The 16,128-nt window shown below is 29.4% G+C and carries 19 protein-coding genes; 11 read left to right on the top strand and 8 right to left on the bottom strand.

The window, feature by feature from the left end:
- Positions 1-10 precede the first annotated feature (10 nt).
- Both KMP69_RS06680 and guaB read right to left on the bottom strand, forming a co-directional pair.
- The gene (locus KMP69_RS06680; protein WP_214399672.1) at positions 11-298 is read right to left on the bottom strand and encodes a TIGR00304 family membrane protein; all 288 of its coding nucleotides are present in this window, start codon (positions 296-298) and stop codon (positions 11-13) included.
- Positions 299-384: 86 nt separating this feature from the next.
- Positions 385-1,872, bottom strand: a complete 1,488-nt coding sequence (gene guaB / locus KMP69_RS06675) for an IMP dehydrogenase (RefSeq protein WP_214399671.1) — start codon at positions 1,870-1,872, stop codon at positions 385-387.
- A 259-nt stretch (positions 1,873-2,131) separates the two neighbouring features.
- Between guaB and KMP69_RS06670 the strand changes: the two genes are divergently transcribed.
- Both KMP69_RS06670 and KMP69_RS06665 read left to right on the top strand, forming a co-directional pair.
- Positions 2,132-2,917 carry a CheF family chemotaxis protein gene (locus KMP69_RS06670; RefSeq protein WP_250543593.1) on the top strand — a complete coding sequence of 262 codons (786 nt, stop codon included), beginning with the start codon at positions 2,132-2,134 and terminating at the stop codon, positions 2,915-2,917.
- 1 nt (position 2,918) lies between these two features.
- Entirely contained in the window at positions 2,919-4,352 is a 1,434-nt protein-coding gene (locus KMP69_RS06665; protein WP_250543652.1) for a TrkH family potassium uptake protein, read from the top strand.
- A gap of 52 nt (positions 4,353-4,404) precedes the next feature.
- Here KMP69_RS06665 and KMP69_RS06660 read toward each other — a convergent pair whose 3' ends face one another.
- From KMP69_RS06660 to mfnA, 3 genes are all read right to left on the bottom strand, one after another.
- The gene (locus KMP69_RS06660; RefSeq protein WP_214399669.1) at positions 4,405-5,085 is read right to left on the bottom strand and encodes a translation initiation factor IF-6; all 681 of its coding nucleotides are present in this window, start codon (positions 5,083-5,085) and stop codon (positions 4,405-4,407) included.
- Positions 5,086-5,115: 30 nt separating this feature from the next.
- Complete coding sequence (locus tag KMP69_RS06655; RefSeq protein ID WP_214400790.1) at positions 5,116-5,367, bottom strand: 50S ribosomal protein L31e; 252 nt, start codon at positions 5,365-5,367, stop codon at positions 5,116-5,118.
- Positions 5,368-5,531: 164 nt separating this feature from the next.
- Positions 5,532-6,713, bottom strand: a complete 1,182-nt coding sequence (gene mfnA / locus KMP69_RS06650) for a tyrosine decarboxylase MfnA (RefSeq protein ID WP_214399668.1) — start codon at positions 6,711-6,713, stop codon at positions 5,532-5,534.
- Positions 6,714-6,907: 194 nt separating this feature from the next.
- On the opposite strand from mfnA, the gene KMP69_RS06645 reads away from it, so the two are divergent.
- The 5 genes from KMP69_RS06645 (at position 6,908) to KMP69_RS06625 (ending at position 11,065) form a co-directional block, all read left to right on the top strand.
- Positions 6,908-7,426, top strand: a complete 519-nt coding sequence (locus tag KMP69_RS06645; protein WP_250543592.1) for a CBS domain-containing protein — start codon at positions 6,908-6,910, stop codon at positions 7,424-7,426.
- A gap of 212 nt (positions 7,427-7,638) precedes the next feature.
- Positions 7,639-8,895 carry an LL-diaminopimelate aminotransferase gene (locus KMP69_RS06640; RefSeq protein ID WP_214399667.1) on the top strand — a complete coding sequence of 419 codons (1,257 nt, stop codon included), beginning with the start codon at positions 7,639-7,641 and terminating at the stop codon, positions 8,893-8,895.
- Between the two features lie 78 nt (positions 8,896-8,973).
- A complete protein-coding gene (locus tag KMP69_RS06635) occupies positions 8,974-9,303 on the top strand; it encodes a DUF4870 domain-containing protein (protein WP_214399666.1) in 330 nt (109 codons plus the stop codon).
- 18 nt (positions 9,304-9,321) lie between these two features.
- A complete protein-coding gene (gene bioB, locus KMP69_RS06630; protein WP_214399665.1) occupies positions 9,322-10,329 on the top strand; it encodes a biotin synthase BioB in 1,008 nt (335 codons plus the stop codon).
- 1 nt (position 10,330) lies between these two features.
- Positions 10,331-11,065, top strand: a complete 735-nt coding sequence (locus KMP69_RS06625) for a UPF0280 family protein (RefSeq protein ID WP_214399664.1) — start codon at positions 10,331-10,333, stop codon at positions 11,063-11,065.
- A gap of 3 nt (positions 11,066-11,068) precedes the next feature.
- Here KMP69_RS06625 and KMP69_RS06620 read toward each other — a convergent pair whose 3' ends face one another.
- Positions 11,069-11,419, bottom strand: coding sequence for a hypothetical protein (locus KMP69_RS06620; RefSeq protein WP_214399663.1), 351 nt, complete (start codon positions 11,417-11,419; stop codon positions 11,069-11,071).
- A 107-nt stretch (positions 11,420-11,526) separates the two neighbouring features.
- Between KMP69_RS06620 and ahcY the strand changes: the two genes are divergently transcribed.
- Positions 11,527-12,774 carry an adenosylhomocysteinase gene (gene ahcY, locus KMP69_RS06615; protein ID WP_214399662.1) on the top strand — a complete coding sequence of 416 codons (1,248 nt, stop codon included), beginning with the start codon at positions 11,527-11,529 and terminating at the stop codon, positions 12,772-12,774.
- Between the two features lies 1 nt (position 12,775).
- On the opposite strand, the gene tpiA is transcribed toward ahcY, so the two are convergent.
- Positions 12,776-13,435 (bottom strand): triose-phosphate isomerase, encoded by a 660-nt coding sequence (gene tpiA, locus KMP69_RS06610; protein WP_214399661.1) that lies wholly within the window; start codon positions 13,433-13,435, stop codon positions 12,776-12,778.
- A 25-nt stretch (positions 13,436-13,460) separates the two neighbouring features.
- On the opposite strand from tpiA, the gene KMP69_RS06605 reads away from it, so the two are divergent.
- The 3 genes from KMP69_RS06605 to hisA are packed head-to-tail and all read left to right on the top strand — an operon-like array spanning position 13,461 to position 15,185.
- Entirely contained in the window at positions 13,461-13,958 is a 498-nt protein-coding gene (locus KMP69_RS06605; RefSeq protein ID WP_214399660.1) for a methylated-DNA--[protein]-cysteine S-methyltransferase, read from the top strand.
- An 18-nt stretch (positions 13,959-13,976) separates the two neighbouring features.
- Positions 13,977-14,447 carry a ribosomal protein S18-alanine N-acetyltransferase gene (gene rimI, locus KMP69_RS06600; RefSeq protein WP_214399659.1) on the top strand — a complete coding sequence of 157 codons (471 nt, stop codon included), beginning with the start codon at positions 13,977-13,979 and terminating at the stop codon, positions 14,445-14,447.
- Positions 14,448-14,453: 6 nt separating this feature from the next.
- Positions 14,454-15,185 carry a 1-(5-phosphoribosyl)-5-[(5-phosphoribosylamino)methylideneamino]imidazole-4-carboxamide isomerase gene (hisA, locus tag KMP69_RS06595; protein WP_214399658.1) on the top strand — a complete coding sequence of 244 codons (732 nt, stop codon included), beginning with the start codon at positions 14,454-14,456 and terminating at the stop codon, positions 15,183-15,185.
- 7 nt (positions 15,186-15,192) lie between these two features.
- Here hisA and guaA read toward each other — a convergent pair whose 3' ends face one another.
- The gene (gene guaA / locus KMP69_RS06590; protein ID WP_214399657.1) at positions 15,193-16,125 is read right to left on the bottom strand and encodes a glutamine-hydrolyzing GMP synthase; all 933 of its coding nucleotides are present in this window, start codon (positions 16,123-16,125) and stop codon (positions 15,193-15,195) included.
- Positions 16,126-16,128 lie beyond the last annotated feature (3 nt).

The raw sequence follows: 16,128 nt of genomic DNA, 5'->3' as shown, positions 1-16,128 counted from the left end.
ATTTTTAGTTTTATTTTATTTTTATACCCAAAGTAAATAGAAATATCCAGACAATCATTAATATTGTTATTAATATAGAGAGTATTATTAACCCTGGAGAATTACCAAATACTATTGGTATTGGACCTATCATTATAATTCCAGAATATTCAACATTACTTTTTTCATTTTCATTATTATATTTTTCGTGATTCTGATTTTCTTGTATCTGAGAACTTGGTAGTATTAATCCCAAAGTAATAATAAAGAATCCGATAAACATTAAAATAATTCCTAAAAATATTAATGTTGGCTTCATAAGACTCCCCTTGAAAATAATTTTAGATTTAGATTAAAAAAATTAAGTTTTTATATATAAAAAGATTAATTAAAAGATTTAAAGATTTATTTTCCTAAAGGATAATTTGGAGCCTCGTTAGTAATAATAATGTTGTGTGGATGGCTTTCAACTTGCCCACTTGGTGTTATAATTACAAATTTTGCCTTTTCTTGCATTTCTTTTATGTTTTTAGCTCCACAGTAACCCATTGATGCCTTTAAGCCACCAACTAATTGGAATACTACTTCACTTACAGGTCCTTTATATGGAACTGCTCCTTCAACACCTTCTGGAACTAATTTTACATGCTTCATATGGCTCTTTGAAGATTGGAAGTATCTATCTGCTCCAGCTCCTACTCCACCAGTCATAGCCCCTAATGAACCCATTCCTCTATACTGCTTATACTTCCTTCCGTTAATAACCATTAATTGTCCAGGAGCTTCATCAGTTCCAGCAAGCAAAGAACCGAGCATAACTGCATCTGCTCCTACAGCTATTGCTTTGGCAATGTCTCCACTATATCTTATTCCCCCATCTGCAATTACTGGAACATTATATTCCTTAGCAACATCAGCTACATCAGCAACAGCAGTTAATTGAGGAACCCCTACACCAGCGACAACTCTTGTTGTGCAAATAGATCCAGGCCCTATACCAACTTTTAAAATGTCAGCCCCTGCTTTAATTAAATCTTCAGCCGCCTCCTTAGTAGCAATATTACCAACGATTAATTTTATATCAGTCCCTTTTAACATTTCTTTAAACTTTTTAACATTTTCAACAACTTTCATATTGTGAGCATGAGCACAGTCAATAGCAATAGCATCGACTTCTGCCTCTATTAATGCCTTGGCCCTCTCAAAATCATGAGGTCCACAAGCGGCGGCAACTAATAACCTACCTTTTTTGTCTCTTGCGGCATTAGGATATTTTTTTCTTTTTAATATATCTCTTAAAGTTATAATTCCTATCAATCTATTCTCTTCATCAACTATAGGTAATCTTTCAACTCTATTAGAATACATTAACTCTAAAGCCTCCTCTTCTGTAATATTTTCAGAACCGCAAACTACATCTTTTGTCATGACTTCTTTAACTTTTTTGTCTTTATCTTCAATTGCCTTAACATCTCTGTGTGTTATTATTCCAACTAATTTATCTTCATTATCAACAACTGGCAAACCGCTGATTGAATATATATCCATAATTTCAATAGCATCCTTAATAGTATCTTCTGGTGAAACTGTGATAACATCCTTAACAACGATTTCGTCAGCCTTTTTTACAGCATGAACTTGATGAACTTGTTCTTCAATTGACATATTTCTATGAATAACTCCTAAACCACCTAATCTCGCCAAAGCAATGGCCATCTCTTTTTCTGTTACTGTATCCATAGCAGCAGATAGTATAGGAATATTTAACTTTAAACCTGCTAAATCTGTAGAAACATCAGTGTCCTTTGGTTCTACCCATGAAGCATTTGGAACTAATAAAACATCATCAAATGTATATGCTATTTTAGCATTTAGTAATTTCTTTAAAAACAAACTCTCACCTTATCAACCTTTTTAACTATATTTAGAGAGGGATTATATATACTTTATTTTATGTGATTTTATAAACAATTGAGCCCTAACTCCTTATTACTAAATTAATACTAATTAATATTACATAAGGTAAATATATAAAATGTTAAATGATAATTCATCAATCATCAATAATCATAAGTAATATAATTTGAAATATTAATTTAAACAAACATTAACATTACTATAATAACTTTTTATAATGATTGTGGTGAATGATATGAATATAGAAGGTATAGAAGGCAAATCATCGGAAATTGCAAGATTCTCAGGTAAGGGAGTATTAATTACTCCCCAAACCTTAGAAAAACCAGTAATAAAATGGGACTTGTTAGAAATAATACTATATGAGGATAAAATTATATTTGAATTTTCGGATAACAAGTTTGAAGTAGGGATTGAAAATATTGAAGACATTGGTTATAAACTGCCAAAAAAGGTTATTGAAAGTGCTAAACAGTCTTTAGAAGATATCAAGTATCATTCTTCAATTGTTGTTAAATCGGATAAATTAGGGGATATAATAATAGGTTTTGCTCCAGAAACATCAATATATGGAAAAACTCCCATTATTAACTTTTTAAGAAGGTTGTTTTATTTATTATTAAATAACAAGGAAGTCAAGATAATTTATGATATTGAAGAAAATAAATATAAAGAATGGGAAGAAGGATATTTAAAATTTACTGAAGAGCGTATTAAGGAAGAGTTTATTGTAAAAATTAAATATAAGTTAGTAGTTAAAGTTCTGAAAGATAATAGAGCAATAATATATGACATATTCAGCAATATAAAAGATATTGAAATAGAAGAAAAAGAAGTTAATGGATATTTAAAACCCGTATTGGTAATAAAACAAGTAATACAACAAACTAAAAAAAGGAAATATGTGATTTCATATTTGTATGTTGAAGATAAAAAAGTAAGGTTATTTTTATTAAGATATTTAGTTTTGGTGTTAGAATATAAAGATGTGGGTATCTTGAAGTATATTAATAATGGGTGAAATGTTGGATATTTTAAATAAAAAAGATATTAAGGGGATATTAAATATATTGGGAGGGATTATTGCTGTTATAGGATTATTTACCTTGATTCCTTGTATTATTGCCTTTTATTACAATGAAAATACTATTTTTAATTTTTTAGTTCCAGGAATCTTTTTTACTATTTTTGGTTGCATATTAAAAAAAATTACAAAGCCAAGAAATTTAAAATTACATCACAGTATGATAGCATCTGCATTAGCCTGGTTAATAGCCTCTTTAATTGGGGCTATTCCTTTATATCTTTCTATACCATATTTCTCCTATGTAGATGCAGTTTATGAAAGTATGTCTGCTTGGACTACAACAGGAATGACATTAATTACTAATGTAGAAGTTTTGCCAAAATCAATTTTATTTTGGAGAAGTTTTCAGCAGTGGATTGGAGGGGTTGGAATTTTAGTTTTATCAGCCCTTGTTTTAGCAAGATCTGGAACTGTCGCTTATCTTTTATATTCCTCTGAGGCAAGGCAAGAAAGAATAATGCCAAGTGCTATAAGCACAATAAAAACTATTGTATGGATATATACATTATATACGATTTTAGGAATTTTCTTATTATATTTATCAGGCTTAAGTTTTTGGGAATCTATAAATTTAACGATGACTGGAATTAGTACTGGAGGAATGAGTATAAGCAATTACAGTTTTCCATACAACGATTTAGCAAAAATTGTTATGATATGTATAATGATGGTTGGAGGGGTTATATCATTTTCAATTCATCATAGGATATTAACTGGAAAGTATTTTAATGATATTCAGACTAAGTATGCTATAATTGTTATAACGATAATTTCAATAATAATTTCTATAAAAGACCATATATCTATAATCGACTCTTTATTTACAGTAGTTTCTGCTATGACTTCTACAGGATTTACTACTATCAATATTGCTAATTTATCAAATCTTTCTTTATTTTTAATTATATTTTTAATGTTTATAGGGGGAGGAGCAGGAACAACTACTGGAGGGGTTAAGATAATTAGATTTTTAGTTATATTAAAAGCAATGTATTATGAAATAAAAGAAGTTATATATCCAAAATCAGCAGTAATTTATGAACATCTTGATAATATTGAATTGGATTATAAAATAATTAGAGAAGCATTTGTAATATTCTTTTTATATGGAATAACCTCATTTTTTATAGCATTAACATTTATATTTTTAGGTTATGGTCCATACAAATCTATATTTGATGCAGTTTCTTTTGTTTCAAACATTGGAATGTGTTTAGGTGTTGTTACCTTAAAAACTCCTACAATTGGAAAAATCGCAGGAATTATAGGAATGTGGGTTGGTAGATTAGAATTTATACCAGTCCTTGTATTACTTGCATCATTATCATTAAAAATTCAGAAATTATCTAAAAAATGCAATAAAAAATAGAAAATATAAAATTAAATAAAAAATAATTATAGGCAAAATAAAAAAGAAAAGTTTAAATTAATCCCAAGGCATCTTCAATTATCAAAAGTTCAGGCCCAGTTGTGTCTCCTCCAACTATTGCTCCCTTAGAATTCGCAATTATACAAGCACCAACAGATGTAGTTCCTTTATTAGCTGTTCCTTTTCCTATGTATTCAACTTTAAATAAGTTTTTTAAAAATTCAAGTTCTTCATCTTCAACTAATGGATGAGTTAAACAACCTTTGTTAGTTACTACTGCATTACTTCCAACTGTTGGAAGATCAGCAATAGTTCCTACTTCAACTTCAACATTTAAAGCATCTTCAATGTCTTTTTTAAATTCTTTTAATTCTGGAGAAATTAATGCTCCATTATCATTAGTTAAAATTAAATTGCCTAAGGCAGTGTTTTTTGATTTTATAATTTTAATATCCAAATCTAAATCATTTTCTTTTAAAAAATTTTTTATAATATTTAATTCTTCATCATCTATAATTTTTGGTAATAATAGGCTATATTTATTTCCAACTGACAAAGAACCGAGTAAAGAACTACCTCCTATATTAACTTGGAGGCATTTAGTTTTTAAAACTTCAGAAACTTCTTTAACATCATTTTTATCAAGAAAAATTGGTAATAAGGTTATGTCTTCAGTAGTCATTGCCAATACTCCAATAGTTGAAATTCCTGAAAAGTATTTTCTTATTATCATAACTATCACTTTTTTTAATAAAAAATAAATTTACTCTGCAAGAGTTGCAATAACTACATTATCCTTTTTAACTGCTTTTACTCTAACTCTTGCTGGTGGTTTTTCAATACCTCTCTCCCAAATTTTCTCGTTTAATTCATTATCTATCTTAACAATTTCTGCCTTCATATGTCTCATTAAAAATCTTTTAATCTTCTTTATAGCTCTTGGAGCTCTCTTGTTTCTAACAGATTTGTTTATAACATCTCTCAATGGAATAGTATATATTCTTTCTTCCATAATCAACACCTCCAAAATAGTTAAAAAATAAACTACTTACCATAAGACATATTAAAATAGTATATTTAAAGATTACGGTATCATTGAAAGCAAAGTAGATTTAGAATTTTGATAACCTTAACTTAACTAAAAACCATATGCAAATCTTATATATTAAATTAAATTATTTACTTCCTCTTTACGCTTTTTAACATCTCAATAAAATTATCTATATGTTCTTTTTTGATGTGAGGCATTATAACAATTCTTAAAGCATTGACACAACTGCAAATTGAAACATATATTCCTTTCTCTCTAAGCTTTTTACAGGTTTCTATATAATCTTCATCTTCAATTGTAATAATATTCAATACTGGCTCAATTACTGGATTAAAACTATTTTCTTTTAATTTTTTATAAAAATACAATGTATTTTCCATACATTCGCTAACTATTTTCCTTTGCCCTTCTCTCCCTAAATATTTTAAAACAGCATAAGTGCAAGCCCCACCAAAACCCACCCTTGTTCCTAAAATAGTAGTTTGCTTAGTTTCTGTTAAGTAAGGGGCATTGACTTCTAAATATTTTCTATAATTGATATTTTTAAATAAGATTCCTCCACTTGGTATAGGACAGTGTCCCATTTTATGGGGGTCAATAGTTATTGAATCTACTCCCAAAGAAAAATCAAATTTATAATTAACACCTTTTTTCTTATATTTTGTCTCTAAAAAAGGAATTACCAATCCTCCAAAAGCGGCATCCACGTGAATATATATTTCATTATTTTTTGCTATCTTACTAAGTTCTTCTATATTATCTATAGTTCCAAATTCAGTAGTTCCAGCAATTCCAACTATTCCATCTACATCGTAATCTTCAACAGCATCCTTAACAAATTTTTCATCCACTGTATAATCTTTTTTAAGAGGAGCGTAAATATATTTAAGATCCATCATATCTCTTCCTTTTTCAAATGAAAAATGAGCAGTTACTGGAACAATTATTTTAGGATGTTCATTTTTTGTTAAACCTTTTCTTTTTTTCTCTCTCCATATATTTTTTATACACCTGAGTGCCATTAAATTAGCCTCTGTGCCTCCACTAACAATATGCCCATAGACATTTTTATTATTTAACAACTCTCCCAACAATTTTACTGCCTTCTCTTCCAACAGTTTAGTTCCTTTAAATAATCCGGGGTCTCCTAAATTAGTTTCTAAAAACATATCTACTATTTTTCTTGTAATTGGATGAACATTAGAACACATTGATCCAAATATTTTTCCATCCTCATACTTTAAATCCAGTTCTCTATATTTACTTAATTCTTCAAAAATTTCTTTTTCACTAACCCCTTTTTCTTGCATAACTCTCCCTTACACTAGCTTAGTTTATATACCCATTAATTAACAAAATTAATTAACAAACACAGATTTTTACACATTTGAGAATATACAATTCACTCTCCACACAAATATATATAATGATTGTAGATAAACATTATTAGTTAGTAAAATATTATTTTAAAATATAATTGATTGTAATTTTTGGTGGGTTTATTATGATAGATGTTCCTGTTGAAATAGCAATGTCAGAGCCACTATTTGTTAATGGTCAATTATCGGTATATAATGCAATGAAAAAAATGATAAATACTGGAAAAAAATATTGTATTGTTCTTGATGAAGAGAATAATTATATTGGGGTTGTTACTATATCCGATATTATTAAACATACTGTTTTAGAAAAAAAATCTCCAGAATCCACTAAGATTAAGGAAATTGCTACAGAAATTATCATAACTCTTTCACCAAATGCACCAATTGAAAAAGCATTAGACTTAATGAAAAAATATAAAGTATCAAAAATACCTATAACAAAAAATGGAAAAATCATTGGTATTATTACTGAGAATGAACTTATTGGTGTTTTACCTTACTTAATAGACCCTTTAAAAGAACTTGTAAATTTTTTAATTAATGAAATTAACAAAGAATTACAAAATTCAGAAAATAAAAATAAAACTGAAATTAATTATAGAAAGGAAATTACTACAGCTGTAAAAAGAAATAAAGTATGATTTTATTTATTTAGTCTACTTATTAAGAGATAAGAAAAGGAATTATGTACTACTTTTGGTTGTCTTTGATGTGTTTTTTAAAGTGTATCTTTAACGAAAGATTTATAAACTTCTTTAAACTCCTATTTTTTTAAAACTATTCAACATTTATGAAATATTAACTTTAATGACTATTAAATAAAAATATTAATAAAACATTACTTGGTGAGAATATGAATAGTTATATACAAAATTTATTTGCTGAAAGAATTGGAGGAAAAAAGTTTGGTAAGGAGGAAGTAATTTACAAGTTTGAAAAAATTAAAAGGGCTAAGCAAGAAGCAATGAGAAAACATCCAGATATGGAATTAATTGATATGGGTGTTGGAGAACCTGATGAAATGGCTGACCCAGAGGTTATAAGAGTTTTATGTGAAGAGGCTAAAAAATGGGAAAATAGAGGTTATGCAGATAACGGAATTCAAGAGTTAAAAGATGCTGTCCCTCCATATATGGAAAAGGTTTATGGAGTTAAAGATATTGACCCAGTAAATGAAGTTATACACTCAATAGGTTCAAAGCCAGCATTGGCATATATAACTTCAGCATTTATCAACCCAGGAGATATTTGTTTAATGACAGTTCCTGGCTATCCAGTTACAGCAACCCACACAAAGTGGTATGGAGGAGAAGTTTATAATCTTCCATTGTTAGAAAAAAATGATTTCTTGCCAGATTTGGATAGCATTCCAGAAGATATTAAGAAGAGAGCAAAGATATTATATTTAAATTATCCTAACAATCCTACTGGGGCTCAGGCAACAAAGAAATTTTATAAGGAAGTTGTAGATTTTGCATTTGAAAATGAAGTTATAGTTGTTCAAGATGCCGCTTATGGGGCATTAGTTTATGATGGAAAGCCTTTATCATTTTTATCAGTTAAAGATGCAAAAGAGGTTGGGGTTGAAATTCACAGTTTTTCAAAAGCGTTTAATATGACTGGGTGGAGATTAGCATTTTTAGTAGGTAACGAGTTAATTATTAAAGCATTTGCAACAGTTAAAGACAACTTTGACAGTGGGCAATTTATTCCAATACAAAAGGCAGGAATATACTGCTTACAACACCCAGAAATAACTGAAAGAGTTAGACAAAAATATGAGAGGAGATTAAGAAAGATGGTGAAGATATTAAGAGAAGTTGGCTTTAATGCAAGAATGCCGGGTGGAACATTCTACTTGTATGTCAAATCACCAATAAAGGCTAATGGAATAGAATTTAAAACAGCAGAAGATTTTTCGCAATATTTAATTAAAGAGAAGCTTATTTCAACCGTTCCTTGGGATGATGCAGGGCATTATTTAAGATTAGCTGCTTGCTTTGTGGCAAAAGATGAAAAAGGTAATCCTACAACAGAAGAGAAGTATGAAGATATAGTTTTAGAAGAATTTAAGAGAAGATTAGAGGATTTGGACTTAGAATTTGAATAATTTTGCAGATTTTTAACTTTTACTTTATTAAAATTTTATTGTTCATAAGTTTATTGTTTTACTGTTTTGGTGATAAATATGGCATTAGGATTAGATAGAAATATAGAAGGAGCTTTATCTTATTTATTATTTTGGATTAGCGGATTAATATTCCTGTTGTTAGAAAAAGAGGATGATTTTGTTAGATTTCACGCCATGCAGTCTTTTATAACCTTTTTATCATTAAGCATAATAAATATAATTATTTCTAAGATCCCAATTATTGGATGGATAATTTCAGCATTAATAAATATTGCTATAATAATCTTATGGATTGTTGGAATGTTTAAAGCATACAATGGAGAAAAATATAAATTTCCAATTTTTGGAGACATTGCAGAAAAATACTATAGAGAGTTTTTAAGATAAATTATTATAGGGAACAATATGGAAATCTTAGACTATTTAGAAAAATCATTAAAAAATAGAATAAGTTTTGAAGACGCTTTATACCTTTATAACAATTTTAGTGTAATTGAGTTATTATATTTATCTTTTAAAATAAAAAGTAAAATAAACAATGATATTAAACTTTGTTCAATAATGAATGCTAAAAGTGGAAAGTGCTCAGAAGATTGTATTTTTTGCTCACAATCAATTCACAATAAATGTAAAATTCCAATATATCCCTTAAAATCAAAAAGAGAAATCCTACAATGCGCTAAAAAAATTGAAATTGAGAATAACAAAATTGAAAGTAAATATAGAAATAAAAAGTTAAAAATTGAGAGATTCAGCATAGTTGTTAGTGGTAAAAAAATTAATGATGATGAATTTACAGAAATTGTTGAATCTATTGAACTAATAAAAGAAGAAACCAGCCTAAAAGTGTGTTGTTCCTTAGGATTGTTGGATAAAGAAAAATTAAAAGAATTAAAAAAGTTAGATGTTAGAATTCACAACAACTTAGAGACATCAAAAAATTACTTTAAAAATATATGTTCTACTCATTCTTATGAAGATAAGGTTAAAGTTATTAAAGAGGCGAAAAAAATAGGATTGGAAGTTTGCAGTGGCGGAATACTTGGATTAGGAGAGAGTTTATATGATAGAATAAGTTTAGCCTTTGAACTTAAAGAGTTAAATGTAGATAGTGTCCCAATAAACATTCTTCATCCTATTGAAGGCACTAAGGTTTATGAAAAAATAAAAAGTGGAGTTATAAAGGTAATAAGTATTCCAGAAATTTTAAAGTCAATAGCAATTTTTAAGATAATTATGCCATACACTGAAATAAGGCTTGCGGGTGGAAGAATATATAATTTAAAAGATTATCAATCCTATGCCTTAATGGCTTTAGATGGCTTAATGGTTGGAAACTACTTAACAACAAAAGGAAGAAACTTAGAAGATGACTTAAATATGATTTTAAATTTTTATAATTTGGAGGAGTAATATGTGGTTCAAAAAAAGAATTATTATTAAAGAGACAAACATTCTTTTAAAGGTTGATGATATTAAATATTTCAAAATAGCTGAAGATATTATAATGGAAAATAGATTAGAATTAGAAAGATATATATTAAAAAATAATCTCTTTTTAACATCATACACTCCAATTTATGTGGAAGATGATGCTCCAGAAATTGTAAAGTTAATGGCTATGGCTGGATTAATAGCAAATGTTGGCCCAATGGCAAGCGTTGCTGGGGCAATATCTGAGATGGTTGTTAAAAATATAAATGCTAAAAATATTATCGCTGAAAATGGTGGAGATATTTGTTTAAGAAGTAAAAAAGATATTGTAGTTGGGTTATATGCTGGAAATTCTAAAATTACTGGAAAAGTTGGATTTAAATTAAAAAAAGAGAAAATTAAAAATATTTATGGTGTTTGTACTTCATCAGCAACCGTAGGGCATTCCATAAGTTTTGGTGAGGCTGATGCTGTAACTGTTTTTGCCAAAAGTTCTGCCATAGCGGATGCCGCGGCAACAGCAATATGTAACGCTTCAAGAGGTAGAAATGAGGAGGAAATGATATTTAACGCTTTAGAAAAGGCAGATGAAATTGACAAAATAGATGGTGTTTTTGTTGTTATTAAAGATAAAGTAGGGATTAAAGGAAAAATTCCAGAGTTGGTTAAGACAGATAAAAAAGTAACTTTGGGAGAGTTGTTTGATATCTATTAAAATTTAAAAAATATCTTCACCAAAGTCATCAAATGCATCCTCAACATAATCTCCTGCATTTTCAATTGACTCCTCTATATTTTCAATAACATCCCCATCCAACATATCTTCAACAGCATCAGCGATTAACTCCCCAGCAACAACACCTCCAGCAACAGCTGCTGCTGTTCCTAATAAATTACTTCCGGAACTACTTCCATTACCTCCTCTATAAATTATGGGACTACTCCTAACAGTTGGGACATTTTGATTACCTTGAACATATACTACTTTTTCTTTTTTTCTACCGAATAGTATATATCCTATTAATATACCTACACCTATTAAGATTATAATTCCAATTAGACCACTCATTTTTTCACCAAAAGTATATTATTCAAGGTAATAATGTTATCCATTTACATATAAAGGTTTTGTAATTAATAGTTTGAATAAAAAACAAAATTAGAATGGTGAAATCAATGTATGAAGTTAGAGACATAAATCTTTGGAAAGATGGAGAGAAAAAAATTCAATGGGCTAAAAGGCATATGCCTGTTTTAGGTTTAATTAGAGAAAGATTTAAAGAAGAGAAGCCATTTGAAGGAATAACAATAGGTATGGCTTTGCATTTAGAGGCAAAAACTGCTGTTTTGGCAGAGACATTAATGGAGGGCGGGGCAGAAATTGCTATAACTGGATGTAATCCATTATCTACACAAGATGATGTAGCAGCAGCATGTGCTAAGAAAGGCATGCACGTGTATGCTTGGAGAGGAGAAACAGTTGAGGAATATTATAGAAATTTAAATAAAGTTTTAGACCATAAGCCTGACATTGTTATAGACGATGGTTGTGATTTAATATTTTTGTTGCATACAAAGAGAACTGAGCTCTTAGACAATATAATGGGAGGTTGTGAAGAAACAACTACTGGAATCATTAGATTGAAGGCAATGGAAAAAGAAGGGGCGTTAAAATTTCCAGTTATGGATGTAAATGATGCTTATACAAAACATCTATTTGACAATAGATACGGAACTGGGCAGAGTGCCTTAGATGGTATTTTAAGAGCTACAAATTTGTTAATATCTGGAAAAACTGTTGTTGTAGCTGGATATGGATGGTGTGGTAGAGGAGTAGCAATGAGAGCTAAAGGTTTGGGGGCAGAGGTTGTAGTTACTGAGGTAAATCCAATAAGAGCGTTAGAGGCGAGAATGGATGGATTTAGAGTTATGAAAATGGATGATGCAGCAAAAATAGGAGATATATTTATAACTACAACTGGATGTAAAGATGTTATCAGAAAGGAGCATATATTGAAAATGAAGGATGGGGCAATTTTGGCAAATGCTGGACACTTTGATAATGAAATTAACAAACAACACTTAAAAGAGTTGGCAAAGTCAATAAAAGAAGTAAGAAACTGCGTAACTGAGTATGATTTAGGAGATAAAAAAATATATCTCCTCGGAGAGGGTAGGTTAGTTAATTTAGCCTGTGCAGATGGACATCCCTGTGAAGTTATGGATATGAGTTTTGCAAATCAGGCTTTGGCGGCAGAGTATATTTTAAAAAATCATGAAAAATTAGAGCCAAAGGTTTATAACATTCCTTACGAGCAGGACTTAATGATAGCAAAATTAAAGTTAAAATCTATGGGAATAGAAATTGATGAACTAACTGAGGAGCAAAAAAGGTATTTAGAAGATTGGAGAGAAGGAACTTAATTTAAATATACTTTATCAGCTCTCTTATTGCCTCTTCTACATTTTTTGCCTTAACAACACCAGATGCCAATAAAACTCCCTCTGCCCCTAAATCAATTGCCGCTTTAACATCCTCTCCTTTTGATATTCCCGCCCCACATAAAACTTTAATATCTTTGTTTATTTCTTTAACTGCCTTAACAGTTCCTTCAACTATTTCTGGATTTGCCTTTGAAACTGGAATTCCAGTTCCTATAAGTTCTGGTGGCTCAACAGCAATATAGTCAGGATTTAAAGTAGCAACAGCCTTAGATGTGTTTATGTTATTTGTACAAACAACTGTTTCCAATCCGAGAGTTTTACATCTATTTATAATTGCCTCAATATCTGCCAATAACATCCTCTTTTCTGAGTGATTTATTAAAGTTCCTTTACATCCACAATCTTTAATAGCCTCAGGTAATATATGCCCAGTATGACTTCCTGGAGTTATATTATCTATATGTTGAGCATAAACAGGAATTGATGTATTCTCTATAATATATCTCAAATCTACAAATTGAGGAGCTACTCCTATTGTGATTCCACTCTCTTCACTAACTTTTTCAGCAGCCTTTGCTATTTCTAAACCTTTACTACCAATACTTTCCTTGTATGTTTTGTAGTTTATTATTATTAACATTCATTTCACCATTAAGGGGATATTTATGAAATATTATATAGTTCATATTGAAGATTATTTCATTGGGATGATATTTAAAGGTAATCAATTGGTTAGGAATACTATTCCTTTGAGAAAAGAGGAAATATTTAAATTTTTTAATGGAAAGATTATAGAAAATCCAGAAGGCAAATATTTAAAAACTGCTGAAATTTTATTAAAACTATACTTTGGAGAAATGGATGATAAAGAAGCGAGAAATATAATAAATTACAAATTGGAAGTTCCAGAATTTACTAAAAAAGTCTTGGAGATTGTTAAGAATATTGAATTTGGAGAAACTATTTGTTATGGAGACATTGCCAAAAAACTAAATACATCTCCAAGAGCTGTAGGAATATCTTTAAAAAGAAATCCTTTACCTTTAATAATACCTTGCCACAGAGTTGTTGCTAAAAATTCTTTAGGAGGATATTCTTATGGAGTAGAAAAGAAAAAATTTATATTAGAACGAGAACGATTAAAGAAAATGAGAAAAAATTAAATTAATTTTAGTGGGAATATGATAATTAGAAAATTTACGACCAAAGATTTAGAAGATGTTGAAGAAATAGAAAGAGAATCTTTTAAAAATCCATATCCTACTGAATTAGTTTTAGGATTATGGGCTATGTATCCAAACTGTTTTTATGTTGCCGAAATTAATGGAAAAGTTGTTGGCTATATATTAGGAAGTATGGATTGGGGTAATGGGCATATCGTTTCTCTTGCTGTAAAAAAAGAGTTTAGGGGCAAAGGAATAGGTAAGAGTTTATTAAAAACTTTGGAAGATTACTATTTTAATGTGGCAAACTGTAATTATATTGTCTTAGAGGTTAGAGTTTCCAACATTATCGCAAGAAAATTTTATTATAAAATGGGTTATAAAGATAGAAGATTACTTCCAAAATATTATGAAGATGGAGAAGATGCCATATTGATGATAAAAAAGAAACCAAATGCTAAAGGAGTGTTAATAATCTCATTATGGTGATTTAAAATGATAGTAATTCCAGCAGTTGATTTAAAAGACAAAAAATGCGTTCAATTAATTCAAGGGGATCCAAATAAAAAGCATTTAGAAATTAATAATCCTGTGGAAGTTGCAAAAAAGTTTGTTAATGAAGGGGCTGAGTATTTGCATATTATAGATTTAGATGCCGCATTAGGAAGTGGGAATAATAGAGACATTATTAAGGAGATTGTAAAATCTGTCAATGTCCCCGTAGAAGTTGGAGGGGGTATAAGGAGTTTAGAAGTTGCTAAAGAATTAATAAATATGGGAGTTGATAGAATTATATTAGGAACTAAGGCAATTTTAGAGCCAGATTTTGTAGATATTTTAACTAATGAGATTGGTAGAGATAAAATTGTTTTGGCAGTTGAATGTAAAAATGGTAAAGTGGCAGTTAAAGGTTGGAAAGAGACAATAGATAAAACTCCAATTCAAGTTATTAAAGAATTTGAAGATAAAGTAGGATATATTTTATTTACAAATGTTGATGTTGAAGGATTATTGAAGGGAATTAATATAGATATAGTTAAAGATTTAGTTGAAAATACAGATATTCCAATTATTTATTCTGGTGGGGTTACAACATTAAAAGATATTGAGATTTTAAAAGATATTGGAGTTTATGGAGTAGTTATAGGCTCTGCTCTTTATAAGGGATATATTAATTTAAAAGAGGTAATAAAGTTATTAGAATTAGAAATTGAACGTAAATTATAACATATAATTATTCAAATTCAATAGTTGCTGGAGGTTTGTCAGTTATATCAAATACAACTCTTGCTACATTTGGAATTTCAGAAGTTATCCTTTTACTAATTCTCTTTAATAAATCAAAAGGTAGTTCAGGGACGTGGGCTGTCATAGCATCTAAAGATTTAACCATCCTTAAAGCAACAATCCAATTGTATTCCCTAACATCTCCTTTAACTCCAGTAGCCTTACAATCTAAAACTACAGCAAAATATTGCCATAAATCTTTATCTAAATTAGCTTTTTTAACTTCTTCTTCAACTATTGCATTAGCCTCTCTACATATTTCTAACTTTTCCTCAGTAACTTCTCCTAAAACTCTTACAGCCAATCCTGGCCCAGGGAATGGTTGTCTATATACAATACTATCTGGCAAACCAAGTTCTTTTGCTAACAATCTAACTTCATCTTTATATAACTCTCTTAATGGCTCTACAACCTCTAAAACCATTCCATGAGGTAAAGCTACATTATGATGACTCTTTATATTTCCTTTAGTTTCAATCCAATCTGGAGCAATAGTTCCCTGAACTAAAACCTCTGCCTTAATTTTTTCAGCAATTTCTTCAAAAACTTCAATGAATAATTTTCCAATAATTTTTCTTTTTTCTTCTGGGTCTGTAACTCCTTTTAAAGCATTTAAAAATCTATCTTTCGCATCAACAACTATTAAATTTAATCCTAACTTATCTCTAAATGTTTTTTCAACTTCTTCCCTCTCTCCCTTTCTCATTAAGCCAGTGTCTACAAATACAGCGGTTAGATTCTCACCAATAGCCTTATGAGTTAATACAGCCGCTACTGAACTATCAACTCCACCACTTAAAGCAATTATAGCTTTTCTATTTCCAATCTGTTTTTTTATATCTTCAACTGACTCTTCGATAAATTTCTGCGGATTGAACATAAT

It is taken from the genome of Methanocaldococcus lauensis (assembly GCF_902827225.1).
Taxonomy (GTDB): domain Archaea; phylum AGJL01; class Methanococci; order Methanococcales; family Methanocaldococcaceae; genus Methanocaldococcus; species Methanocaldococcus lauensis.
Note: the sequence above shows the minus strand (reverse complement) of the source record. Positions and strands in the feature narration are given on the sequence as shown.